Source organism: Streptomyces sp. NPDC126510, from assembly GCF_040302345.1.
Lineage (GTDB): Bacteria > Actinomycetota > Actinomycetes > Streptomycetales > Streptomycetaceae > Streptomyces.
The window spans coordinates 183,807-206,405 of record NZ_JBEORR010000001.1; the positions used below are offsets into that span (position 1 = coordinate 183,807).

Sequence of the window (22,599 nt, forward strand, 5' to 3'; positions counted from 1 at the left end):
CCCGCATCCCGAAGCCGCATGAAGAGTTCCCAGGAGGTGACGACCATGGCCACGACCCTCACCAAGGCCGCCGACGGCACCGAGTCGGCCACGCACGCCGCCCGGATCGAGCACGTGTCGAAGTCGTATCCGGGCCCCGCCGGACAGCAGCTCGTCCTGGACGACATCACCCTCGATGTCGCGCCCGGAGAGTTCGTCACCCTCCTGGGGGCCTCGGGCTGCGGCAAGTCCACCCTGCTCAACCTGGTGGCGGGCCTGGACCGCCCCAGCGCCGGCGAGATCGCCACGGACGGCCGCCCGGCGCTGATGTTCCAGGAGCACGCGCTGTTCCCGTGGCTGACCGCGGGCAAGAACATCGAACTCGCCCTGAAGCTGCGGGGCGTGCCGAAGGCCGAGCGCCGCGAGCGGGCCGAGGAACTGCTCGAACTCGTCCGGCTGAAGGGCGCGCACGGCAAGCGGGTACACGAGCTGTCGGGCGGTATGCGCCAGCGGGTCGCGCTGGCGCGTGCGCTCGCGCAGGAGAGCAAGCTGCTGCTGATGGACGAGCCGTTCGCGGCGCTGGACGCCATCACGCGGGACGTGCTGCACGACGAGCTGACCCGCATCTGGCGCGAGACGCAGGTGTCCGTCCTGTTCGTCACGCACAACGTGCGCGAGGCGGTGCGGCTCGCGCAGCGGGTGGTGCTGCTGTCGTCCCGCCCCGGGCGGATCGCGCGGGAGTGGACGGTCGGCATCCCGCATCCGCGCCGCATCGAGGACACCGCCGTGGCGGAGCTGTCCGTCGAGATCACCGAAGAACTGCGTGGGGAGATCCGCCGTCATGGCCAGCACTGATTCGACGACCGTCGCCAAGGACGGCAACGATCTCGCCGGGCTGGAGGCGGGCCTCGACGCGCTGGAGACGCGGCAGACGAGCCGGGTCCCGTTCCGGCAGACCTTCACCCAGAAGATCCTGCCGCCCGTCCTCGCCGTGGCACTGGTGCTGGCGGTGTGGCAGGCCCTCGTCTCGTTCAAGGTCGTCGCCGATCCGACCAAGCTGCCCGCGCCGTCCGCGGTGTGGGACGTCGTCCAGACGGCGTGGCTTCAGGGCGAGCTGCTCGGCTACATCTGGACCAGCGTCTCGCGCGGTCTGCTCGGCTTCCTCTTCGCGCTGGTGATCGGCACGCCGCTGGGCCTGATCGTGGCCCGGGTGAGGTTCATCCGCGCGGCGATCGGCCCGATCCTGTCGGGCCTGCAGTCCCTGCCGTCGGTCGCCTGGGTGCCGCCGGCGGTGATCTGGCTGGGCCTGAACAACTCGATGATGTACGCGGTGATCCTGCTCGGCGCGGTCCCCTCGATCGCCAACGGTCTGGTCTCCGGCGTCGACCAGGTGCCGCCGCTGTTCCTGCGCGCGGGCCGCACGCTCGGCGCCACGGGCCTCAAGGGCACCTGGCACATCGTCCTGCCCGCGGCCCTGCCCGGCTATGTGGCGGGCCTGAAGCAGGGCTGGGCCTTCTCCTGGCGCTCCCTGATGGCCGCCGAGATCATCGCGTCCTTCCCCGACCTCGGCGTCGGCCTCGGCCAGCTGCTGGAGAACGGCCGCAACGCCAGCGACATGGCCATGGTGTTCGAGGCGATCCTGCTCATCCTGATCGTCGGCATCGCCATCGACCTGCTGATCTTCAGCCCGCTGGAGCGGTGGGTGCTGCGCAGCCGCGGCCTGCTGGTGAAGAACTGAAGTCCATGACGAACAAGCCCGTCCTCCTCGTCATCGCCCACGGCAGCCGCGACCCGCGGCATGCCGCGACGGTGCACGCCCTGGTCCGCCGGGTGCGCGCGACGCGCCCCGACGTACGGGTGGAGACGGGCTTCCTGGACTTCAACGTCCCCTCGGTACAGGGGGTCCTGGAGTCCCTGGCGGTGCAGGGTGTACGCGACGTCGTCGCCCTGCCCCTCCTGCTCACCCGGGCGTTCCACGCGAAGGCGGACATTCCCGCGGTCCTCGCGGACGCGCCCCCGCAGCTGCGCATCCACCAGGCGGACGTCCTCGGCCCCTCTCCCCTGCTGCTGGCGGCACTGGAGCGGCGCCTGTACGAGGCGGGCCTGACGCCCGCCGACAAGTCCTCGACCGGGGTCGTCCTGGCCTCGGCGGGGTCCACCGACCCGGAGGCGATCGCAGTGATCGCAGACATCGCGCGGGAGTGGCGGCACACCGGCTGGTGCGCCGTGCGGCCTGCGTTCGCCTCCGCATCCCTTCCGCGCACGGAGGACGCCGTCCGCGAACTCCGCGCCCTCGGCTGTGCCCGCGTGGCCGTCGCCCCCTACGTCCTGGCCCCCGGCTTCCTCCCGGACCGCATCGCCCGGGGCGCGGCCGAGGCGGATGTCCTGGCGGACGTCCTGGGCCCGGCGCCGGAGGTGGCACGGGTGGTGCTGGAACGGTACGAGGCGGCCCGGATGCCGCTGCCCGCGGCGGCGAGCGCCTGACCTCGGCCGGGCCGCGGCACCACGCTCACGCCGCCGGTTCCTCGTACGGTTCCGGTTGCAGGGCGAAGGAGTACGGGGCCCAGGGCCCGCTGATCTCCACGCGGAGGCCGGGGACGCCCTCGGCGGTGGCGAGGATGCCGGTGCGGAAGGCGTGGACGCGGTCGGCCGGGACGAGGTAGGCGTCGTTGCCGATGTTGGTGCCGGGGGCCGAGCCCGCCAGGCTGCCGCGTTCGGGGGTGTGGGCAACGCGGCCGGCCGCGAGGGCGGCGGCCGTGTCGGTGAGGCGGGCGGCGGCCTCCGTGACCGTACGCCATGCCTCGTCGTTCCGGCGTTGTCTGCGGCGGCGGATGACCTGGTAGGCGCGGCCGACACCGAGGGCCGTGACCGGGTCCGGTGCGGACTCGGTGCCGGCTCCGGGTGGGGTGATGTCCGGGGCGGCGTAGGTCTTGACGCCGAGTTCGACATGGCCCGTGAGGCGGTCGAGCAGGGACAGGAAGTAACCACGCCGGGTGTCCAGTGCCTGGCGGGCGCGGTCCTCGTCGCGGTAGACGGTGGCGAGGCGCAGGGGCAGTACGGCGGCACCGGAGGCGACCAGGGCGGCCACCACGGCGTGGTGGGAGCGGACCGTGGACTCCAGCCAGTCCACGTCGTGGAGGTGGGCCTGGAGGGGGGTGTCGTCGTAGTCGGCGGGCGGGACGTGGCCGATGGCGAAGGCGAGCTGGGGGCCGGTGACCGCCGGGGTGATCAGGTGGATCGGTTCACCGGCGACACCGCGCAGATGGGGCGTGGCCGCCGCGGCCTCGGGGGTGCGGCGCAGGACCGCGTAGGCGTAGACGAGGTTCGTGTCGCTCATGACTGCGGGCTCCTGTCGGTGGCCGTGCGATTCCTCTCGCGAGACTCCGTTCTCGTGCCGTCCGTCCCTAGGTACGCAGGGGGCGGCGGCGGTGTTCAGGTGAACGGCCGGCGGGTTGACCTTGCCCCAGGGGCAGGGCCGAGGGTCCCGGCATGAACGAGGACTTCTTCTCGCGGCAGACGCCGTACAGCGATCCCGGGGGCTGGGACACGAGCGGCCTGCCCCGCGAGCCGCGCCGGCTGGCCGCGCTGGTCAGGGGCCTGATCATCCACCGGTGCGAGGGCGGGCGGTTCGGGTACGACGTGCCCGGGGAGCGGCTGCGCCACGACGCCGAGTCCCGGTACGTCACGGAAATCCTGCGGATCCTGCGGGAGCGCGGGAGCACTCCCCTCACCGAACACCGGGAGCCCGGCGGGAGGTTCGTGGGAACCTGCCGGGACTTCTCGCTCCTGCTGTGCTCGCTGCTGCGGGCCACGGGGACGCCGGCGCGTCTGCGTTGCGGGTTCGCCACCTACTTCGGCGACGGCTGGTACGAGGACCACTGGGTCACCGAGTACCGCGCGCCGGACGGCGGCCTGCGGCTGGCCGACGCGCAAGTCCACAGCGGGTACGACGTCCCGTTCGACCCGATGGACGTGCCGCGGGACGCCTTTTTGGTGGCCGGTGACGTCTGGCGGGCCTGCCGCGAGGGTCGGGTGGACCCGCAGACGTGCGGCTTCGGCTCTGCCGAAGGGCTGCGCGGCCTGTGGTTCGTACGGGGCAACGTCCTGCGCGACCTGGCGGCGCTGAACGGTGTGGAGCTGCTGCCCTGGGACGGCTGGGAGCCGGGGCTCCGCAAGGGCGCGCCGCTCACCGAGGACGATCTCGCGGCGGCCGACGCGGTCGCCGCGGCCCGCTCCGAGGACGACTGGCCGCGGCTCTTCGCGGACCCCAGGCTGACCGTGCCGGCCGCGATCACGTCGTACGCGCCCTACCTCGGAGAGCGCCGTGTCACGTTGCCCGTTCGCTGAACGGGGTCGCCTGGTGGAAATAGAGCAGCCAGCGGCCCTCCGTGCGCCGCCACAGCGAGCTGCGGTGTGCGCGGCTGCCGTCGTACTCCGTGTCGTACGTGAGGTGGACCAGGTCCGGTGCGAGCTGGACACCTCGGAGGGCGCTGACGGCGACGGGGCGGGCTCCCGGCTCGGTGGTCGCCGCCAGTGAGGCCATGATGGCGGACCGGCTCCAGTGCCGACCGGAGGCGCCGAACTCGTGGAAGTCGGGGTGGAGCAGCGCCCCGACCCGTTCCGGCGAGCGGCGGACCTTCGGGGTGAGCAGGGCGAGTTCGCCCTCCATCGCGGACTCGACGGCGGGATTGTGCTCAGGCACCGGTCATCTCCACCAGCTTGACGACGGTGTTCCAGTTGCGGGTCGTGGCGATCACGCCCTTGTTGATGCGCGGCTTCGACAGGTGCTCGGCCAGCTTGGAGCGGCCCAGGCCGTTCGGGGCGTACAGGTACAGGGCCCGGTCGCCGAGGCGGAACTCCTCGGGGAGGTAGGCGTCCTGGTCGATCTCCGCGAAGCGGTCGGGGGTGACGGGCGTGGAGAAGTAGGTGACGTGGAGCTGCTTGGGCTCCAGGTCGGCGGCCGGGAACGGGCAGGCGCCGGCGATCGCCTCGAGGTAGGCGTGGTCGCGCACGATCACGTCGACGCCGAATCCGAAGCGCTTCTCGATGGCCTGCGCGATCCCGGCGGCCAGCGACTCCTCGTCGCCGTGCCCGGAGGAGAACACGGCCTGGCCGCTCTGCAGGTAGGTGCGGACGTCGCCGTGGCCGAGGTCCGTCAGGAGGGTGCGCAGGTCGGCCATGGGGACCTTCTTGCTGCCGCCCACGTTGATGCCCCGCAGCAGGGCCGCGTATGTCGTCGTCATCCGCTCACGATAGAGCGGCCGTCGTGCCCCGTGGGGGTGGGCACGACGGCCGCGGCGGGCAGCTGCCCGGCCCCGTAAATTACTCATCGGTCTTCGCGGGGCACAACCGTCTGCTCAGGATCCACACACCCGAGGAGCCCGATTTGTCTGGCGATAGGTGTAAGGGACCACAGTCTGCGCAGGTCCTCCCCAGTGGGGAGAGGCTCACGCCATGGGGATGAGTTCCGGCCCCGTCACTTCACCGGGCAGCACGACGAGATGGCTTTATCCGGCCCATACCTTCGAAACGAAAGGGGGCGGCAGGGGGCCGCCGCCGCATCACGAGGGGGCAAGCCGGTCATGGGGAACGGAGACATGCGGGTGCGGGGCTTCGCCGCCCGGGCCGGCGGCTGGAGCGCCCGGCACCGATGGGCCGCCGTCGGTATCTGGGTGCTGTTCGTCGTCCTGGCGATGGGGCTCGGTTCGGCGGCGGGCCGGGTCGACGTCAAGGACAGCGACCAGCTGAAGGGCGAGACACACACCGCCGCCCGGATCATCGAGGACGCCGGGATCGAGGAGCCGGCCGGTGAGACGGTGCTGATCCAGGCCAAGGGCGGTGAACCGAAGGCGACGGACGGCGAGTTCCGCAAGGCCGTCGACGCCGTCGTGCGGGCTGTCGAGGGGACCGGCCGGGTCACCGAGGTGACCTCGCCGTACGAGACGAAGACGATCTCGAAGGACGGCCGCAGCGCGCTGGTGCAGTTCGACGTGCGCGGCGAGGCGGACACCGCCGGCGAGCGGATCGAACCGGTGCTGAAGGCCGTCGAGGGCGTCCAGCAGGACCACGAGTCGCTGCGGATCGAGGAGATCGGCGGCGCCAGCATGATGAAGACGTTCGGCGACGCGTACGGCGAGGACTTCAAGAGGGCCGAGTACTCCGCGGTGCCGGTGGCGTTCGGCATCCTGCTGATCGCGTTCGGCGCGCTGGTCGCCGCGCTGCTGCCGGTGGTACTGGCGATCACCGCGATCATGGCGACGATGGGCCTGATGGGCGTCGTCAGCCACGTCATGCCGATGAGCGAGACCGCCAACTCCGTGATGCTGCTGGTCGGTATGGCGGTCGGTGTCGACTACTGCCTGTTCTACCTGCGCCGGGAGCGCGAGGAGCGCGAGGCCGGCCGGGACGCGCAGACGGCCCTGAGGATCGCCGCCGCGACCAGTGGCCGCGCGATCGTCGTCTCGGGCGTCACGGTGTGCGTGGCCATGGCGGGCATGCTGTTCACGGGACTCGCCGAGTTCGAGGCGATGGGCCTGGCCTCGCTGATGGTGGTGGCCGTGGCAATGGTGGGGTCCGTGACCGTGCTGCCCGCGCTGCTGTCGCTGCTGGGCGGGCGCGTCGAGAAGGGCCGCATCCCGTTCCTCAGGCGGCGCACGCGGGGCGGCAGCGAGGGTGGCAGTCAGGACAGCCGGTTCTGGACGGCCGTGCTGCGGCGCGTCCTCGCCAAGCCGGTGATCGCCGCCGTCGTGGCGGCCGGTGCGCTGCTGGCCATCACGGCTCCCGCGCTCGGCATGAAGACGCAACAGCTCACCCTGGACCAGGAGTTCGGCGACTCGCTGCCCATCGTGCAGACGTACAACCGGCTCAACGACGCCTTTCCGGGCGGTTCCGAGCCGGCCGAGGTGATCGTCAAGGCGCGCGACATCAACGCGCCGGAGGTGAAGTCCGCGCTCGCCGACTTCCGTGACCGGGCGATCAGTTCGGGCGCCTCGCGGGGGCCGGTGGAGATCAAGCTGCACGACGCGCGGAACGTCGCGTTCGTCTACGTCCCGCTCGTCGGCGGATCCGACCTGGACAAGGCGGGCGCGAGCCTGGACAAGCTGCGCGACGAGGTACGTCCTGCCACGCTCGGCAAGGTCGACGGGGTCCAGGCGCCCATCACCGGTCAGGTGGCCGGCTCGAAGGACTTCAACGCCCAGCTGGCGGGCGCTGTCGTCCCGGTGTTCGCGTTCGTCGTGGTGTTCGCCTTCGCGCTGATGCTGCTGTCGTTCCGCTCGCTGACCATCGCGGTCACGTCCATCGTGCTGAACCTGCTGTCGGTGGGCGCCGCGTACGGCATTCTCGTCGCCGTCTTCCAGCACGGCTGGGGTGCGTCCCTGGTGGGCGCGGAGGGCGTCGGCGCGATCATCACCTGGCTGCCGCTGTTCCTCTTCGTGATCCTGTTCGGCCTGTCGATGGACTACCACGTGTTCGTGGTCTCCCGGATCCGTGAGGCGCGGCTGCGGGGTCTGGCGACGAAGGACGCGATCCGGCACGGCGTGGTCACCACGGCCGGGGTGGTCACCAGTGCCGCGGTCATCATGGTCGCCGTGTTCGGGATCTTCGGGACGCTGTCCATGCAGTCCATGAAGCAGATGGGCGTCGGCCTCGCGGCCGCGGTGCTGATCGACGCGACGATCATCCGGGGCGTGCTGCTGCCGGCCGTCATGGCGCTGCTCGGCGAACGCAACTGGTATCTGCCCAGGTGGCTGCACCGACTGCCGGACCTCACGCACGACGAGGCGCCGCGGGCGGTCGCCGGGCCGGCGGCCCGGGACGGCGAGGGCGAACCGGTCAAGGTCTGATCGCCGCGGTGGCGTGGAGGAGCCCGTCGGTTGCCGGGGAACCGACGGGCCCCACCACGCCTTCCGACGAGCAGGTGATCCGAAACGCCGAACCGGCGCTGTTTCCGGCAGGCGGTCACCACTCGCCGCTGCCCACCAGGTAGGCGATGCCCGCGAGGACGGCCAGGATCAGGGCGGGGACCGCAAGGCCCTTCGCCACCGAGGTCAGCGTGTGCGTGCCGCTCTCCGCCTGCCTCGTGTAGTGATCCCTCCGTGCGTCCAGATCGTGCCGGGCGAACGCGCCGACGGCCAGCGCCGCCCCGCCGGTGATCAGACACACGATGAGCGGCGTGAGTGCTCCCTGCTCACGGATGTTGTCCTCGACATTGCCGTACACCCCTGCGTCGGCCCGCTCCACAACGGCCACCGCCCCCCTCTGAAGGGTCATGAAGAGCATGGCGAGCGCAGTGACGGCGAGGGCGAGGGCGGCACCGGCGAGGGCGGGAGCGCGCCGGGACGGGCGGTCCGTTCGCTCCTGCTCCTGAGTGGTCCTGGGTGGCTCCTTGGGCTTGGGCGGCTCCTTGGGTTTGAGCGGCTCCTTGGGTTTGAGCGGCTCCTTGGGCTCGGGCGGTATGCGCGGGGGCTCGATGACCACCGTGGGCCGCTTGTCTTCCGCTCGGTGCTTCGGCGTCGGGGAGTCGTTCGGGACGTCCGGTCCGGGCTTCGGGGGATCGTCCTCCCCCGCCGGGGTCACCTCCGCCTCGACGTGGATCACCGACTCGTCGGCCACGCCCTTCAGCACGAGGTCGCCGGCGAGGTGCCCCGTGGCAGCCGTGTCGATGTGGACCTCCAGGCCACTGCGGGTCGGATCGACCCGCAGCCATGGCTGTTTGGGCTGAACCACGCAATGACGTGCCAGCGGTGGGCCGTGCATGGTCACGGACCGCCCGGGAGGGTGCGAGCCGCTCGCTACACGGCCGAAGTCCAGGTGATCCGGGGACGGTGCCAGGCGGATCTCGCTCAAGGCGGCGGCCGCCTGATCGGCGAGGGGCTGGACTTCATTCTGGGCGACCTCCGCCAGGTGCTGACGCGCCCCTTCCGCCACGGCCAGTTCAGGGCGCTGCAGTCGAGTGCACAACTCCGCGACAGCGCCCCGCCGGGTGAGGAACTCGTCGCTGTTCATGGCCGCCCGCAAGGGCGGCGGCGAGGGAATGGCACCGATCTTGATGCCGCCGCGCCGGCTGTGTGCCAGATGCAGCTCCCCTTGCAGCTCCGCCGCCTTCTTCGGTGTCTGATGGGGGTTCTGCTCCCGCACGTGTTGGTAGACGTACTCGTACAGGTCGTCGAGGGAGACCTTCCCGTCCGCGTCGAGGTCGGCCTCACCGGTCTCCAGGCCTTCGACCACCGCGTGCGTGAACAGTGAAGGACGCGGAGCGGAGTTCTCGGTGAGTTGGCGGTCCTCGAAGGCGTACTCCATGGAGTCGGAGGCGGTGATGACGGCCCAGCCCCGCCCGCTGGCCGGCTCGTCCTTCGCGAACGACTCGAGGACGTTGACCTCTCCCGAAGCGCGCACGGAGGCCGAGCCCCGGGAGAAGGCCCCGCCGTAGCAGCAGTCGAGGAACAGGACGCTGCGGCCCGCCCGGGTGTCGGACATGCAAGCGCGGACGAACTGGGAGGCGACAGCCGTGGCGGCCAGCAGCGGGGGCTCGGTGTCGCTCGCGGCGAAGTACAGCTCGCCGGACTCGCTCTTGATGCCGTGGCAGGAGAAGTGCAGCAGGAGGGTGTCGCTGCGGCGGCGCTCGTTGAAGAAGCCCTGAATGCTCCGGCGCATGACGTCGGCCGTTGCGTTGTGCACGACCTCCACCTCGAAGTCGCCGATCTGCGGGTCGTGCAGCACCCGCTCGAGAGCCGCGGCGTCCTGGGCGGGCGCCCTGAGCTTCTTGAGCCCTTGGTCGGCGTACCGGTCGTTGGCGATGATCAGCGCGTGCCTGGAATCCGTCATGGCTCGGCTCCAGCCGGGGAATGGCGCGCGAGGAATGTCCCGAACGCCTCGGCGACCTGATCGTCGGTCGCCTCGGACACCTCCAGGACGTCGTCCCCCATCTTCAGGCGCACGGTCTGGCGGGTGTCATGGCGACGGCCCACCCACGACCGGATCACGGTCACCACCTGGTTCAGGGCGGTCGCCGAGCTGCCCAGGGTCACCAGCAGGGCACCGATCTGCGTGACGTCCACGGCCCGCGTTCCGGGCGGGGCCTGACCGCCGGGGAGCGTGGTGACGTCGTCCACGTCGAGATCGAGCAGCTCCTCGCGCAGATAGCCGGTCAGTTCCGCGACGCGTTCGGCTTCCGCGTCCTCTTCGGTGAGGAGGATGTGCAGTTCGTTCTCCACCGGGTCACCCCCGTGGTGTTCGTCCGTCGGGGCGGCGCAGAGTCGGAGTGTCGGTGGGCTCTACGTCATCATTTACAGTTTCCGCTGCTCAGAGCAGGGTGGCAAGTCACCCGCCGCGGGATGAAATTGACGGCTCAACCGTAAGGTTTCTCGTTCAACTTGAGATGGCTCAGGTGCGCGATCGGGCACTACACCAGCCGCCGCACCTGGAGCACCCGCTCGTCGCAGCGCACGATCTCCAGTTCCCGGTCCGGGCGGGCACCCCCGAAGGTGAGCGCGAGGTGTCGGTCCGACACGAGCCGCCAGCGGCCGGGCACGGCGCCGGGGGCGTCACCGCGGCCCAGCGGGTGGTCGACGAGGGTGCCGTCGGAGGCGAACTCCATGCCGCGGCGGCCGCGGGCGGGCGGGAAGGGGAAGTCGTCCGGCCGGTAGACCCGCACGTCCTCGTGGTCCTCCTCGTAGGAGTGGAGCCACGAGCGGAACAGACCCGGCGGGGGCTCTCGCATGACCCGGCCACCTCACTCGTCCGACACCGTCAACATTGTCGCTCTTAGGCCAAAGTGACTAGAATTATCAGTGTATGGGTTCGGAGGGAACGGGCAACCGACCGCTCCGCCCGACGTCGCCCGGCCCTCGCGACGCGTTTCAGACGCGCAGTTCCGCAGCCGCGTGCGCGGCGCACCACCGCTCCCCTCGAAGGGCACGCCATGTCCGATGCGCAGGCATTCCTTCGCGCCACCTCGCCCGACTACAGCCGCTGGTGCGGCGTCATGGAGGTGCACCGCAGACTCCTCACCCTGAACCCGGAGTACGCCGAGAACCGGGCCCTGATCGAGAACACCGCGTTCGCCTACGAGTCGATGGATCAGGTCACCGCGCGGCAGGGCATGATCGACATCCCCGTCGTCGTGCACGTCGTGCACAGCCACCCCGAGCAGAACGTGAGCGATGCCCAGATCCACAGTCAGATCGACGTGCTCAACCAGGACTTCCGGGCGAGCAATCCGGACGTGAGCAAGGTGCCCGCGGTCTGGCAGGACCTGGTGGCCGACGCCCGCCTGCAGTTCCACCTCGCCCGGACCGACCCGCTGGGCCGCCCCACGGACGGCATCACCCGCACCGAGAGCGCGGTCGGCGACTGGGGCACCGACGACCTGGTCAAGTTCAGCCTGAGCGGGGGCCAGGACGCCTGGCCCGCGGACATCTATCTGAACCTCTGGGTCTGTCAGCTCCGGCGTGGGCTGCTGGGCTACGCCCAGTTCCCGGGCGGCGCCGCCTCCACGGACGGCGTGGTCATCACCCACACCGCCCTCGGTACCACCGGCACCGCGACGGCCCCCTTCGACGGCGGCCGCACGGCCGTGCACGAGATCGGGCACTGGCTGAACCTGCGGCACATCTGGGGCGACGACGACGAGGGCTGCAGCGGCAGCGACTTCGTGTCGGACACCCCCAACCAGGCCGGGGCGAACGCCGGTTCCCCCACCTTCCCCCACGTGACGTGCGGCAACGGACCGGACGGCGACATGTTCATGAACTACATGGACTACACCGACGACGCCGCGATGTTCATGTTCACCAAGGGCCAGGCGGCACGCATGGACGCCACGCTCGACAACGCCCGGCTGACCCTCACCCGTCAGGCCGTCGCGGTGTGACGACGACTCGACGGGTGAGGGCACGGGCCGACAGCCCTAGGGGGCCCTTGGGGTTATCGGCGCGTAAGGACCTCTCCCTCGCGTCCGGACGGTCGTTCCGGCGTGCCCGCCTTTCGGTTCCCGGGCAGCAGCGCCGCGGGGAGCAGGCCGAGGGCCGTGATCGCGGCCAGGACGAGCAGGGTGGGGCCGGCGGAGGCGGCGGCGCCCGCGCTCGTCGCGACGGCGATGCCGAGGGTCGGGCCGATGTTCGTCGCCGTCTGTTTGAGCCCGCCGACGGCTCCGGCGTACTCGGGTGGCGCATCTGCGACGACCGTGCCGGTGGCGGTGACCATGACGGCGGCGAACCCGGCACCGAGCAGAGCGAAGAAAGCCCCCGACGGCCCCACCGCGTCACTCGCGGACAACCACGCGAGGCCCACGACACCGAGCACGACCAGGAGCGTTCCGGTGACGGCGGTCGGTCGCGGACCCCAACGGCCCAGGGCGACGCTCGCCAGTGGCGACCCGAGCACCATCAGCAGCGTGAGCGGCAGGACCCGGAGCCCGGTGGCGAGAGGGTCCAGGCCCAGGACGCCCTGGAGGAGGAAGGTGGCGGTGAACAGGCTGCCGAACAGACCCGCGGTGGTGAGCAGGAGCAGCGTCATGGAGGCTGTCACCGCAACCGACCGTGTCACGGCCGACGGCACGATCGGATGGGCGGCCCGGCGCCGGCTCACGGCGAGCGCGGCCGCCAGGGCCGCCACGGCGGACAGTTCGAGCAGCGTGGGCGCGGTGGCCCAGCCGTGCGCCGGGACGCCCGCCAGGGCGTGGACGAGGAGCGCGAGGGTGCCCGCCAGCAGCACCGCGCCGGTGAGGTCGAGCGGCTGCGGGGCCGGTCGCTCGGGGGCGGGAAGGCGGACCGCGAGAGCGAGCAGCACCGCGGCGAGCACGACCGGGACGTTGAGCCAGAACACGGCCCGCCATCCGAAGTGCGCCACGAGGACTCCCCCGAGCACCGGGCCGCTCCCGGCGGCCACCGCGATCGCTCCGGTCCGCACGGCGACGGCCCGGCGGAGCTCCCGCTCCGGGTAGGCCGACCGCAGCACCGCGAGTGTCGCCGGCTGGAGCAGGGCGCCGAACAGGCCCTGGACCACTCGCAGGGCGATCACCCAGCCGACCGAGGGCGCGAGGGCGATCCCGGCGGAGGCGGCGCCGAACCCGAGCAGACCGATACGCAGCAGCCGCAGGTGCCCGTACCGGTCCCCCAGCCGGCCCGCGAGGACGAGCAGGGCGGCCACGGCGACGAGGTAACCGGTGCTGGTCCACTGGACCTGTGCGGGGTCGGCGGCGAGTGCGCGCTGCAGGCCGGGCTGCGCCACCAGCAGGACGGTGCCGTCCAGCGCGACGATCATCGCCCCGGCCGCGCTGACGAGCAGCGGGGCGGAGTGTCGCAGCCGCGCGGTCATGAGGCGGCCGGGCCGAGATGGGCGTCCAGCGCCGCCTCGACGATCCGGTCGGGGCTGTCGGCGGGCTCCTCGCCCGGGCCGCCGCCGAGGGCGAGTTGCAGACTGCCCCAGGACCACAGTTCGGCGATACCGTGCAGATTCGACCAGAGGGCGGCCGCGGTGACGGCCGCCGAGGCCTCCGAGGCCCCACCCCGGCACCGGGCGACGAGCGCGACGACCCGCTCGAACATCGGCAGCGTCGCCTCCCGCAGCCGGGGCCCGGCCTCTTCGGCCGGAGCCTCGCCCTGTCCGTCGCTGTCGAGGAGGTCATGACGGAACATCAACTCGAACATGCCACGCCGCTCCCGCGCAAAGGCGACGTACACCCGCGCGAGTGCCGCCAGCTGCCCACGCGGCTGGGTGATGTCACTCGTCGCCGCGACGGACCGCGCGCCCAGTTCCTCGAAACCCCGGCGGGCGATGGCCGACAGCAGCGCCCGGTGCGTCGGGAAGTACCGCCGGGGCGCGCCGTGCGACACACCCGCCCGGCGGGCGATCTCCCGCAGCCCGACCGAGCCGCTGCCCTCGGACAGCACCAGCTCCACCCCGGCATCGACCAGCCGCTCCCGCAGCGTCCCCTCGGCATCCATGTGACAGTGCCTACCAGGAGGGCGTAGACACTGTCTACGCTTCGATGGCGGCGGTGACGGGACCCGTGCTCAGCGCTGGTAGCGCGCCAGCACCAGGTTGCCGTCCTCCTCCAGGCGAACGCGCAGCTCACGCAGGCCGATCGCCCCGCTGTAGTACTCCTGGAACGCGGGCGTGGCGACCTTGTCCTTCCACTCCGGGTAGCCGCGGACGGACTGGGCCGGTGCCGGTCTCAGGTGCTCGGCGAGGGCTGTGCCGGTGTCCCAGCCGTCCTTCGTCCGGCGCAGGGCGGGGTCCCGCAGGGCCTGCCTGCCGGTGGGCAGCATCCAGTCGCCGAGGGCGAGACGGACCATGTTCGGTGGCCTGAGGAAGAAGTCGAGGAACTCCGCGGCCTCCTTCTTGTGCGGGCAGTCCTCGGCGATGGAGAGCGTCTGCGGGCTGACGCCCTGGGTGAGGCCGCCGGCCCCCGCCGGAGCGGGCAGCACCTGCCAGTCGAAGCCCTTCGGGGCCTGCTGGGCGATCTGCTGGCGGTAGGAGAAACCGAGCGGGACCATCGCGTACCGGCCCGCGAAGAAGCCGGGCAGCGTGTCGGAGCCGCCGCTGCCCAGGGTCGTCGGAGAGGCGCTGCGGTCGGCGTTCGCCTGGGCGTGAACCGTGCGCGGCACCACCTGGTCGGCCGCCCCGAACCGCACCGTCACCTTGCCGTCCGGCCCGCGGTGGAACAGCCGCCCACCTGCCGACAGCGAGAGGTTGAGCGTGGCGGAGACGGGTTCCTTCAACGGCCAGGCGACGCCGTACTTCCCCCGGCCGCTGAGGCGTTCGGTGATCCGGCGGAACTCGGCCCAGCTCCACGGCTCCCGTGCCGTCGGGATCCGCACGCCGGACTTCCTGAGCCAGGCGGCGTTGGCGATCAGCACGCGCGGTTCCTGAAGAAACGGCACTCCGTAGACGCCGTGCCCGAAGGTCGTCGTCTCCCAACTGCGTTGCGGGATGTCCGACTTCAACCTCTCGGGCAGCAGACCGGTGAGATCGGCGAGGTTGCCGCCGTAGGCGAAGTCCGCGAGGTCGTCGGAGGCGTCGTGGATGATGTCGGGTGCCTCGCCGCCCTCGAAAGCGGTGAGGAGCTGGTCGTGGACGCTGTCCCAGGTGCCCTGGACGTACTCGACCCGGACGTTCGGGTGGGTGGCGTTCCACTCCCTCACCAGCTGCTTGTTGGCCTCGACGGACTCCTCCTGCCAGGCCAGGGACTGGAAGCGCAGGGTGATCCGTCCGTCGTCGCGGGTGCCGCCGGAGGAACAGCCGGCGAGGAGCAGCAGAAGGGCCAGGACCAGGGCCGGCAGGCGTGCGCGCATCAGCTCTTCACCGCCCCGGTGAGCATGCCGCCCGTGATCCGCCGCTGGATGAGGGCGAAGACGACCAGGGAGGGCAGGGTCGCGAGGAACGCGGCGGCCGCGAGCGGGCCGAGGTCGGCGACGCCCTCGGCGCCGATGAAGTGGGTGAGGACCACGGGCAGGGTCTGTTTCTCCGGGGTCTTGAGGAGCACGAGCGCGAAGAAGAACTCGTTCCACGCGGTGATGAACGCGAACAGTCCGGTCGCCACGATGCCCGGCGCGAGCAGCGGCGCGGTCACCGACACCAGCGTCCGTACCCGGCCCGCCCCGTCGACCGCCGCGGCCTCCTCCAGCTCGGGCGGCACGGCCCGTACGTACCCGGCGAGCATCCACAGGGCGAAGGGCAGCGCCCAGACCACGTACACCAGCACCAGCCCCGGCAGCGAGTTGATCAGACGGAGGTTCTTCAGCACCAGGAACAGCGGGATGATCAGCAGGACGAACGGGAACGCCTGGCTGACCACCACCCAGCCCGTCACCGCCTTCGCGAGCCGGGTGCGGCGCCGGGCGACGACGTAGGCCATCGGAGTCGCGACGAGCACGGCGACGACGGCCGCCGCGAGCGCGGCGAGCAGGGAGTTGAGGGCGGCGTGCAGCAGCGGTTGCTCGTCGAAGGCCTGCCGGAAGTTGTCGAACGTGGGGTCCTGCGGGATCCACGTCGGGTGCAGACTGCCCAGCTCGCGCGGTGGCTTGAACGCGGTGGAGACCAGCCAGAGGAACGGGAAGGCGAGGAAGACGAGGTAGGCGAGCAGCGCGGCGTACTGGCCGACGCGGGCCGGGCGACCGGTCTTCACGCGTCGTCACCTCCCTTGAGGCGGCCGGCGAGGAAGACGGCCAGGGCGATCGAGATCACGGCCACCATCACGCAGCCCATCGCCGCCGCGTAGCCGAACTGGCCGTAGCGGAAGGCCTCTTCGTAGGCGAAGAGCATGGGCAGCCGGGTTCTGCCGCCGGGTCCGCCGCTGGTCAGCACGTAGACCAGGGCGAAGGAGTTGAAGTTCCAGATGAGGTTGAGGGCGGTGATGGCGAGGGCGATGGGCTTGAGGGCGGGCCAGGTGACCGTGCGGAAGCGGCGCCAGGCGCCCGCGCCGTCGACCGCCGCCGCCTCGTGCAGTTCGCGCGGGGTGTTCTGCAGCCCGGCGAGCAGCGCGACCGTGGTCTGGGGCATGCCCGCCCAGACGCCGACGACGATCACGGCGGGCAGCGCGGTCGCCAGTCCGCTGAGCCAGTCCCGGCCGCCGCCCAGCCCGAGGTCGCGCAGGGTCTCGTTGAGGATGCCCGCGTCCGGGTTGTAGACGAGCCGCCACATGATGCCGACGACGACCTCGGGCATGGCCCAGGGGATGATCGCCAGGGCCCGGGCCAGCCAGCGCAGCCGCAGGTCCTGGTTGAGCAGCAGGGCGAGGCCCAGCGCCAGCAGGAACTGCGGCACGGTCACCCCGACCGCCCACACCAGCCCGACCCGGAACGACTCCCAGAACAGCGTGTCGTGCCACAGGTCCCGGAAGTTGAGGACGCCGATCCAGCGGGTGGGCTGAACGCGGCCCGACTGGGCGTCGGTGAAGGCCAGCAGGATGCCGTACAGCAGCGGGCCGGCGCTGAGGACGAGGATCGGGATCAGGGCCGGCAGCACCAGGAACCAGGCGCCGTGGTCGACGACGTGCCCGGGCCGGTCTGCGCCCGGCCCGCGGCCGGCCCGCCATCTCGGTGACGTACGCGGCGAGGGCGGCGGAGGGGGCGAAGGGGATGCTGCCTCGGACACCCGTGTCACGGAATCAGCCCCTTCGCGCGGCTCGGCCGGCCTGGTCATGCTCGTGGTAGCCATATGCCTCGTCAAGGCACCGCGTACGCCGTCCGACCTGTGCCGATGCGACACTGACCGGTGGATGGCCGGAACCCGACGGTCGAGGCGTGGACGACGGAGGCGGGACGATGGACGAGGCACGGGCGCGGGACGTACTGGACGCGGCTGGGGTGCTGCCCGGTGCGGCCGGGGCGGCGCGGCTGCTCGCTCTCGGTGAGAACGCGGTGTTCGCCGCCGGAGACCTGGTCGTCAAGGTCGGCCGGGACGCCGAACTCCTCGACCGGGCGCGCCGCGAGCTGGACGTCGCGGTGTGGCTCGCCGAGGCGGGTGTGCCGGCCGTGCGGGCGGCCGAGCCGAAGGCGCTGCTGGTCGACGGGCATCCGGTGACGGTGTGGCACCGGCTGCCGGACGCGGTGCGGCCTGCCGAGCCGCGGGACTTGGCCGAACTGCTCCGGCTCGTGCACGCCGTGTCCCTTCCTCCCTTCGCACTCCCGCCCCGCGATCTGCTGGGCGGTGTGGAGCGGTGGCTGCGGCTCGCCGGGGATGCCATCGATCCGGCGGACGCGGCGTATCTGCGCGAGCGGCGCGACGGGTTCGCCGATCGGGCCGCCGCGCTCACACCGCATCTGCCGCCGGGGCCGATCCACGGGGACGCGCTGCCGCGCAATGTGCACGTCGGACCGGACGGGCCCGTGCTGGTGGATCTGGAGACGGTGTCCGCGGACCTGCGGGAGCACGACCTCGTGGTGATGGCGCTGTCCCACGACCGGTACGGGCTGCCGGACGAGGCGTACGCGTCGTTCACGGAGGCCTACGGCTGGGACGTCCGCGGCTGGGAGGGCTGTGGTGTGCTGCGCGGGGCCCGGGAGACGGCCAGTTGTGCGTGGGTCGCCCAGCATGCGCCGAGCAACCCCAAGGCGCTGGCCGAGTTCGAGCGGCGGGTGAGGTCTCTCAGGGACGGGGACGAGACGGTGCGGTGGTATCCGTTCTGACCGTCCGGCACCCGGCCCCCGGCGCCTGACCCCCTCCCGCCTGCCCGCCGCCTCAGACCGGCTCGTCCGCCAACTCGCGCAGCGGCCACGTCCCGTCGACCGAGGCGGTGGGGTCGCCCTTGCCGCGCAGGAAGCTCTGGAAGTCCGCCGCCCACTCGGCGTACCACTCGATCTGGTGGTGGTGCAGAGCCGCCGGGCCGAGGCCGGCGATCTTGGGGTGGCGGTCGGCTATCGCCCCGGCCAGGCGGGCCGCCGCCAGGGCATCGGCCATGGCGTCGTGGGCGGTGTCGAGGACGACGCCGTACTCGGCGCAGACCGCTTCGAGATTGCGTTTGCCGCGGCGGTAGCGGTCGACCCAGCGGTCGATGGTGTACGGGTCGATGACCGGGGCCGGGTGCACGCCGCCCAGGCGGTCCCGCAGGGACGGCAGCCCGTGACGGCGCAACTCCGCGGAGAGCAGGGTGAGGTCGAAGGCCGCGTTGTAGGCGACGACCGGCACGCCCGTCCTCCAGTAGGAGGTGAGGACGTCGGCGAGGGCGTCCGCCACCTGGTCGGCGGGTCTGCCCTCGGCCGCCGCCCGCTCGTTGCTGATGCCGTGCACCGCCACCGCGTCCTCGGGGATCGGCACTCCCGGGTCGGCCAGCCACTCGCGGCGCCCGATCGGCTCCGCGCCCCTGACCTCGATCACGGCCCCCGTGACGATCCGCGCCTCGCGCGGATCCGTACCCGTCGTCTCCAGGTCGAAGCCGACCAGCAGCTCCCGGTGCCAGCCCATGGGTGGTCCCCCTTCTTGTGGTGCGTTCCCCCAGTGGTTCCCACCTTCGCACGCACCACTGACAATCAGAGGATCGCGTTCGGCTCATGCCCGGCGGCGGGCCGGAGAACCACCCCGCACCGGGGCGCAGTTCATGACACCGGCCGCGAATCCGCCCACATCACCTCGAACTCCTCGCGATAGGTGGGGAAGAGGCCACTTTCGTCCATCTCGCCCGACTTGACCACCTTGCTGCCGTTGCGCAGCACGAACACCGGTGCCTCCATGCCCCGGGTGCGGCGCAGATAGCTCTGCACGACCGCGACGCCGTCCGCGCCGTCGCCGTCCACCAGGTACGCCGTGAAGCGGGGCGTCTCGTCGAACACCTGGATCTCGAAGGCTCCGGGATCGCGCAGCCGGGCGCGCACCCGGCGCATGTGCAGGATGTTCATCTCGACGGCCCGGCTGAGTTCGCCGCGCTTGATGCCCAGTTCGCGCTCGCGGCGCTTGACCGCACTGGAGGCCGGGTTGAGGAACAGCAGCCTGACCCGGCAGCCGGACTCGGCCAGCCGCACCAGACGCCGGCCGGAGAAGTTCTGCACGAGCAGGTTGAGGCCGATACCGATGGCGTCGAGGCGGCGGGCCCCGCCGAAGATGTCCTCGGCCGGGAACTGCCGCATCAGCCGCACCCGGTCCGGGTGGACGGCGACGACATCGGCGTACCGGTCGCCGACCAGGTCCTCGACGGCGTCGATCGGCAGCCGGCGCGCCGAGGGCACGTCACCGCCCGCGCCGAGCATCTCCAGCAGCCGTGCCGAGGCCCGCTCGGCCTGGTTGAGCACCGCCTCGGACAGGGCCCGGTTGCGGGAGACGACGTTGCGGGTGACCTCCAGCTCGTCCAGGGCGAGTTCGACGTCCCGGCGGTCGTCGAAGTACGGCTCGAAGCACGGCCAGTGCTGCACCATCAGCTCGCGCAGCTGGGGCAGGGTGAGGAAGGAGAGGACGTTGTCGTCGGCCGGGTCGAGCAGATAGCCCTTGCGGCGGCTGACCTCGCGCACGGCCACCGCGCGCTGCACCCATTCCTGGCCGGCCGGTCCGGCGGCGGCCACCACCCAGTCCTCGCCGTGGACGGGTTCGTAGACGGGCCGCAGCACGGCGGCGACGACGGCGCGCAGCCGCTGTTCGACGAGGTTCAGCCAGATGTAGGCCCGGCCGGCCCGCTGGGCGCGGGTGCGCACCTCGCGCCAGGCGTCGGCGTCCCAGTCCAGTTCCGGGCCGATCGAGCCCGTCGCGTCCATCGGCCGCGCCAGGGACACGGCACCGGTCGGGACGTCTGTGGAGTTCCCCTCGTGACCCTCGTCACCAGGGGGCAGCTCCAGCCCTCCCGAGCCCACCCGCGCACCGCCTTCCGCTCCCCCGCACACTGCCCTTGTCAACGATCAAGGAAGGGTACTCCGGGAGCGGTCGGCGGTGCAGCCGGATGGGCAGGCTGATTCTCAACCCCTGGGCCGCCAGTGCCCGTTCTGCCAGCCGAGCTCGGCCGGAGTGAGCGGATTCATGGCGGTGACGTCGCGCGGGACGATGGAGAACCCCTGCCAGTGGACGGGCATGGGCTGCTGGTCCTCGTCCCGGGCTATGTGGTGGAAGCCGATGTTCGTCCAGACCACCGGGTGGGTCAGGGCCTGTCCGTTCACCCACTTGTCGACGGACTTCCCGGCGCCCGCCCCGCAGTTGCCGGGGTTGTTGCTGGCGAACAGTTCGCACTTGTTGTACTGCGTGACGTACACGTCGTGCTTGGTGTAGCTGCGGCCGGGGTACTTGGTGGTGGGCCCGGGGACGATCTCGTAGGAGCGCGCGTGTCCGTCCTTGTTCTTTCCGGTCGCGCTGACCACGCGCCACCAGCGGTAGCTCTTGCTGTCCCCGGCCAGTTCCTTGGCGACCTTGGTGCGGGTGGTCCTGGTGGTGGGCGCGCGCTGGCCCCGGGTGGGCGCGGTGACGGTGGAGTCGTACTGCTCGACGGTGTTCTTCGTGGAGCCGTCGAGCGCGAAGTCGAGTCGCCAGAAGGCGTTGTGGCTGTGGCTGGTGGCCTTGGCCGCGCTCGCGCCCTTGCCGATCGGCCAGCCGCGGCCGTCGCCGGCGTCGTAGTCGTCCCAGGAGAGGCTGCCGGTGGCGCCGACGTTCATGGTGATCGTGCCGTCGTCCTGGAAGCGCCACTCGGTCATGTACTCGTACCAGCCGACCTGGTTCACCGTGTAGACGAGGAGGTCCTTGCCCTCGGCCTGGAAGACCTTGTTCGCGGTGTCGCCCTGCATGCGGTAGGCGTGGCCGCGGGAGCGGGTGGTGGTGCACAGGCCCTTGACGTTCGGGTCCTCGTTCCAGGAGTCCGGGACCTTGACGGTCTTGATGGTGCCGCCGGGGCACTCGCTCGGCGCGAGGTTCATCAGCCCCTGGGCGAAGTCGAAGCCGGTGAGGTCGTCGTACTCGACGTTGCCGTCGTCGTAGGGGACGTGGATCTGGCCGAGGCGGGCACTGTTGAGGACCTTGATCTGTTTGGGTTCGCCCTTGGGCTGGTACGAGATGTTCTCCAGGACGAGGCCGGCCTTGCCGTCGTAGCGCCAGCACATCCGCCAGGTGGTGCCGGAGGAGAGCTTCTGCTCGACGCGGTAGGCGGCGCTGCAGTCGGCTGCGGGCGGCGCGGCGGGGGCGGCCTTCGGCTAGGCGGTGGCCGGTCCCGCGCCGGCCGTGGCGCCCGCGGCCAGCACGGCCACGGTCAGGCCCACGGCCGCGCGGGTGCGGGCCCTGCTGTCGGTGTTCACGCGCATGACGAGATGACTCCCTGAGGAGGAGGAGCGAGGTGGACGGTGAGTGAGGCGGTCTGGTCAGTGATCGAGCCGGGCGACCTTGCGGGCGCTCAGGTCGATCACCAGCGACCTGGCGTCGACCCACGGACCGTTCTTGACCTTCGGGAACAGCCGGACGCAGCGGTGCTCCCCGCACTTGTCGAGCACGGCGGGCTGGGCGCCCGGCGCGGCCCGGTAGACGGCTCCGCTGAGCTGGAGCTGGTCCGGGGAGGTGAGCGCCTTGCCGGTGGCGTCCTTGTAGTCGGCCTTCAGGCCCGAGCCGAGCGGGTCGGCGATCAGGAGGCCGGCCGCCTCGGCCTTCTCGGCGCGGCTCAGCGGCGGCTGGACGCCGTGCTGGGTGTCGGTGTGCACCACCGTGCCGGTGCCGAGATCGACGGTCCGGGTGACGAGGGTGTCGTCCCGGTAGTCGTAGAACGTCACGTCGGCGCGCCGGGGCGCGTCCGGCCTGCCCGCCTCGTCGGCCTCGGGCTCGGCGAGATCGACGCCGAGGCGCTCGGGACCGCGTTCCCCGTCGACGCTCTCGCTGCTCCGGAACAGCTGCCGGCTGAGGGCGATCTTCTCGACCCGCTTCAGCTCGTCGTCGGTCAGCGGATCACGGCCCTCGCCCTTCTGCCCCTCGGCGGGGGCAGCCTCGACGACACCCGGCGCCACGGCCTTGCCGCCCCCCGCGGCGCCCGCCCCCGCGGCTCCGGCCGCCTGCGGGGCGGACCGCCCCGCAGGGGTGCCGCTGTCGTCCGCCCCCGCCGTGCCCGGCAGGGTCACCGCCACCATCACGGCGGTCCCGGCCACCGCGATGGCGGTACCGGCCACCATCTTGCCCAGGTGGCGGTGCACTATGTTGCGCACGTCTTCCCCCTACTCCCCCAAGCCCCGG

Annotated in this window: 21 protein-coding genes and 1 pseudogene; 7 read left to right on the top strand and 15 right to left on the bottom strand. The window is 71.7% G+C overall.

Annotation, left to right across the window (positions count from 1 at the left end; all coding sequences use genetic code 11):
* The first annotated feature begins 45 nt into the window (after positions 1 to 45).
* Genes ABTX60_RS00670 through ABTX60_RS00680 form a run of 3 tightly spaced genes read left to right on the top strand, consistent with a single transcriptional unit; the run spans position 46 to position 2,463 of the window.
* Positions 46 to 834: an ABC transporter ATP-binding protein gene (locus ABTX60_RS00670; RefSeq protein WP_104778163.1), complete on the top strand. Its 789-nt coding sequence runs from the start codon at positions 46 to 48 to the stop codon at positions 832 to 834.
* Positions 821 to 1,717, top strand: coding sequence for an ABC transporter permease (locus tag ABTX60_RS00675; protein ID WP_352094893.1), 897 nt, complete (start codon positions 821 to 823; stop codon positions 1,715 to 1,717). The genes ABTX60_RS00670 and ABTX60_RS00675 overlap by 14 nt, the downstream gene beginning before the upstream one ends.
* Before the next feature lie 5 nt (positions 1,718 to 1,722).
* Positions 1,723 to 2,463, top strand: a complete 741-nt coding sequence (locus tag ABTX60_RS00680) for a sirohydrochlorin chelatase (RefSeq protein WP_352094894.1) — start codon at positions 1,723 to 1,725, stop codon at positions 2,461 to 2,463.
* Between the two features lie 25 nt (positions 2,464 to 2,488).
* Here ABTX60_RS00680 and ABTX60_RS00685 read toward each other — a convergent pair whose 3' ends face one another.
* Positions 2,489 to 3,316 carry a GvpL/GvpF family gas vesicle protein gene (locus ABTX60_RS00685; protein ID WP_352094896.1) on the bottom strand — a complete coding sequence of 276 codons (828 nt, stop codon included), beginning with the start codon at positions 3,314 to 3,316 and terminating at the stop codon, positions 2,489 to 2,491.
* A gap of 152 nt (positions 3,317 to 3,468) precedes the next feature.
* Between ABTX60_RS00685 and ABTX60_RS00690 the strand changes: the two genes are divergently transcribed.
* The gene (locus ABTX60_RS00690; RefSeq protein WP_352094898.1) at positions 3,469 to 4,326 is read left to right on the top strand and encodes a transglutaminase-like domain-containing protein; all 858 of its coding nucleotides are present in this window, start codon (positions 3,469 to 3,471) and stop codon (positions 4,324 to 4,326) included.
* Here ABTX60_RS00690 and ABTX60_RS00695 read toward each other — a convergent pair.
* Entirely contained in the window at positions 4,307 to 4,681 is a 375-nt protein-coding gene (locus tag ABTX60_RS00695; RefSeq protein WP_352094899.1) for a nuclear transport factor 2 family protein, read from the bottom strand. The genes ABTX60_RS00690 and ABTX60_RS00695 overlap by 20 nt on opposite strands.
* Positions 4,674 to 5,222, bottom strand: a complete 549-nt coding sequence (locus tag ABTX60_RS00700) for a DUF1697 domain-containing protein (RefSeq protein WP_352094900.1) — start codon at positions 5,220 to 5,222, stop codon at positions 4,674 to 4,676. The genes ABTX60_RS00695 and ABTX60_RS00700 overlap by 8 nt, the downstream gene beginning before the upstream one ends.
* Positions 5,223 to 5,561: 339 nt before the next feature.
* On the opposite strand from ABTX60_RS00700, the gene ABTX60_RS00705 reads away from it, so the two are divergent.
* Positions 5,562 to 7,823 carry an MMPL family transporter gene (locus ABTX60_RS00705; protein WP_352094901.1) on the top strand — a complete coding sequence of 754 codons (2,262 nt, stop codon included), beginning with the start codon at positions 5,562 to 5,564 and terminating at the stop codon, positions 7,821 to 7,823.
* 115 nt (positions 7,824 to 7,938) lie between these two features.
* Here ABTX60_RS00705 and ABTX60_RS00710 read toward each other — a convergent pair whose 3' ends face one another.
* The 3 genes from ABTX60_RS00710 to ABTX60_RS00720 all read right to left on the bottom strand — a co-directional run bounded on the left by ABTX60_RS00710 (position 7,939) and on the right by ABTX60_RS00720 (position 10,699).
* On the bottom strand, positions 7,939 to 9,804 hold the full coding sequence (locus ABTX60_RS00710) for a caspase family protein (RefSeq protein WP_352094902.1): 1,866 nt from the start codon (positions 9,802 to 9,804) through the stop codon (positions 7,939 to 7,941).
* Entirely contained in the window at positions 9,801 to 10,193 is a 393-nt protein-coding gene (locus ABTX60_RS00715) for a hypothetical protein (RefSeq protein ID WP_352094903.1), read from the bottom strand. Before ABTX60_RS00715 ends, ABTX60_RS00710 begins: the two co-directional genes overlap by 4 nt.
* 188 nt (positions 10,194 to 10,381) lie before the next feature.
* Positions 10,382 to 10,699, bottom strand: coding sequence for a hypothetical protein (locus ABTX60_RS00720; protein ID WP_352094904.1), 318 nt, complete (start codon positions 10,697 to 10,699; stop codon positions 10,382 to 10,384).
* 201 nt (positions 10,700 to 10,900) lie between these two features.
* Between ABTX60_RS00720 and ABTX60_RS00725 the strand changes: the two genes are divergently transcribed.
* Positions 10,901 to 11,851, top strand: coding sequence for a zinc metalloprotease (locus tag ABTX60_RS00725; protein WP_352094905.1), 951 nt, complete (start codon positions 10,901 to 10,903; stop codon positions 11,849 to 11,851).
* Between the two features lie 53 nt (positions 11,852 to 11,904).
* On the opposite strand, the gene ABTX60_RS00730 is transcribed toward ABTX60_RS00725, so the two are convergent.
* From ABTX60_RS00730 to ABTX60_RS00750, 5 genes are all read right to left on the bottom strand, one after another.
* The gene (locus ABTX60_RS00730; protein WP_352094906.1) at positions 11,905 to 13,296 is read right to left on the bottom strand and encodes an MFS transporter; all 1,392 of its coding nucleotides are present in this window, start codon (positions 13,294 to 13,296) and stop codon (positions 11,905 to 11,907) included.
* Positions 13,293 to 13,925: a TetR/AcrR family transcriptional regulator gene (locus tag ABTX60_RS00735; protein ID WP_352094907.1), complete on the bottom strand. Its 633-nt coding sequence runs from the start codon at positions 13,923 to 13,925 to the stop codon at positions 13,293 to 13,295. The genes ABTX60_RS00730 and ABTX60_RS00735 overlap by 4 nt, the downstream gene beginning before the upstream one ends.
* A gap of 69 nt (positions 13,926 to 13,994) precedes the next feature.
* Positions 13,995 to 15,275 carry an ABC transporter substrate-binding protein gene (locus ABTX60_RS00740; protein WP_352094908.1) on the bottom strand — a complete coding sequence of 427 codons (1,281 nt, stop codon included), beginning with the start codon at positions 15,273 to 15,275 and terminating at the stop codon, positions 13,995 to 13,997.
* On the bottom strand, positions 15,275 to 16,108 hold the full coding sequence (locus tag ABTX60_RS00745) for a carbohydrate ABC transporter permease (protein ID WP_352094909.1): 834 nt from the start codon (positions 16,106 to 16,108) through the stop codon (positions 15,275 to 15,277). Before ABTX60_RS00745 ends, ABTX60_RS00740 begins: the two co-directional genes overlap by 1 nt.
* A complete protein-coding gene (locus ABTX60_RS00750) occupies positions 16,105 to 17,076 on the bottom strand; it encodes a carbohydrate ABC transporter permease (protein WP_352094910.1) in 972 nt (323 codons plus the stop codon). Before ABTX60_RS00750 ends, ABTX60_RS00745 begins: the two co-directional genes overlap by 4 nt.
* A 170-nt stretch (positions 17,077 to 17,246) precedes the next feature.
* Here ABTX60_RS00750 and ABTX60_RS00755 point away from each other — a divergent pair, with 170 nt between their 5' ends.
* Positions 17,247 to 18,110, top strand: coding sequence for a phosphotransferase enzyme family protein (locus tag ABTX60_RS00755; protein WP_352095129.1), 864 nt, complete (start codon positions 17,247 to 17,249; stop codon positions 18,108 to 18,110).
* A gap of 52 nt (positions 18,111 to 18,162) precedes the next feature.
* On the opposite strand, the gene ABTX60_RS00760 is transcribed toward ABTX60_RS00755, so the two are convergent.
* The 4 genes and pseudogenes from ABTX60_RS00760 to ABTX60_RS00775 all read right to left on the bottom strand — a co-directional run bounded on the left by ABTX60_RS00760 (position 18,163) and on the right by ABTX60_RS00775 (position 22,571).
* Positions 18,163 to 18,885, bottom strand: a complete 723-nt coding sequence (locus tag ABTX60_RS00760; protein ID WP_352094911.1) for a 3'-5' exonuclease — start codon at positions 18,883 to 18,885, stop codon at positions 18,163 to 18,165.
* Positions 18,886 to 19,016: 131 nt separating this feature from the next.
* Complete coding sequence (locus ABTX60_RS00765; protein WP_352094912.1) at positions 19,017 to 20,258, bottom strand: DUF5919 domain-containing protein; 1,242 nt, start codon at positions 20,256 to 20,258, stop codon at positions 19,017 to 19,019.
* A gap of 102 nt (positions 20,259 to 20,360) precedes the next feature.
* A pseudogene (locus ABTX60_RS00770) lies at positions 20,361 to 21,686 on the bottom strand (copper amine oxidase).
* Positions 21,687 to 21,743: 57 nt separating this feature from the next.
* A complete protein-coding gene (locus ABTX60_RS00775) occupies positions 21,744 to 22,571 on the bottom strand; it encodes a Tat pathway signal sequence domain protein (RefSeq protein ID WP_352094913.1) in 828 nt (275 codons plus the stop codon).
* Positions 22,572 to 22,599: the final 28 nt, after the last annotated feature.

Bases quoted from the DNA above. Each gene is read 5' to 3' on its own strand.
- ABTX60_RS00670 (WP_104778163.1), top strand. From the start codon at position 46: ATGGCCACGACCCTCACCAAGGCCGCCGACGGCACCGAGTCGGCCACG.
- ABTX60_RS00675 (WP_352094893.1), top strand. From the start codon at position 821: ATGGCCAGCACTGATTCGACGACCGTCGCCAAGGACGGCAACGATCTC.
- ABTX60_RS00680 (WP_352094894.1), top strand. From the start codon at position 1,723: ATGACGAACAAGCCCGTCCTCCTCGTCATCGCCCACGGCAGCCGCGAC.
- ABTX60_RS00685 (WP_352094896.1), bottom strand. From the start codon at position 3,316: ATGAGCGACACGAACCTCGTCTACGCCTACGCGGTCCTGCGCCGCACC.
- ABTX60_RS00690 (WP_352094898.1), top strand. From the start codon at position 3,469: ATGAACGAGGACTTCTTCTCGCGGCAGACGCCGTACAGCGATCCCGGG.
- ABTX60_RS00700 (WP_352094900.1), bottom strand. From the start codon at position 5,222: ATGACGACGACATACGCGGCCCTGCTGCGGGGCATCAACGTGGGCGGC.
- ABTX60_RS00705 (WP_352094901.1), top strand. From the start codon at position 5,562: ATGGGGAACGGAGACATGCGGGTGCGGGGCTTCGCCGCCCGGGCCGGC.
- ABTX60_RS00710 (WP_352094902.1), bottom strand. From the start codon at position 9,804: ATGACGGATTCCAGGCACGCGCTGATCATCGCCAACGACCGGTACGCC.
- ABTX60_RS00720 (WP_352094904.1), bottom strand. From the start codon at position 10,699: ATGCGAGAGCCCCCGCCGGGTCTGTTCCGCTCGTGGCTCCACTCCTAC.
- ABTX60_RS00725 (WP_352094905.1), top strand. From the start codon at position 10,901: ATGTCCGATGCGCAGGCATTCCTTCGCGCCACCTCGCCCGACTACAGC.
- ABTX60_RS00730 (WP_352094906.1), bottom strand. From the start codon at position 13,296: ATGACCGCGCGGCTGCGACACTCCGCCCCGCTGCTCGTCAGCGCGGCC.
- ABTX60_RS00735 (WP_352094907.1), bottom strand. From the start codon at position 13,925: ATGGATGCCGAGGGGACGCTGCGGGAGCGGCTGGTCGATGCCGGGGTG.
- ABTX60_RS00740 (WP_352094908.1), bottom strand. From the start codon at position 15,275: ATGCGCGCACGCCTGCCGGCCCTGGTCCTGGCCCTTCTGCTGCTCCTC.
- ABTX60_RS00755 (WP_352095129.1), top strand. From the start codon at position 17,247: ATGGACGAGGCACGGGCGCGGGACGTACTGGACGCGGCTGGGGTGCTG.
- ABTX60_RS00760 (WP_352094911.1), bottom strand. From the start codon at position 18,885: ATGGGCTGGCACCGGGAGCTGCTGGTCGGCTTCGACCTGGAGACGACG.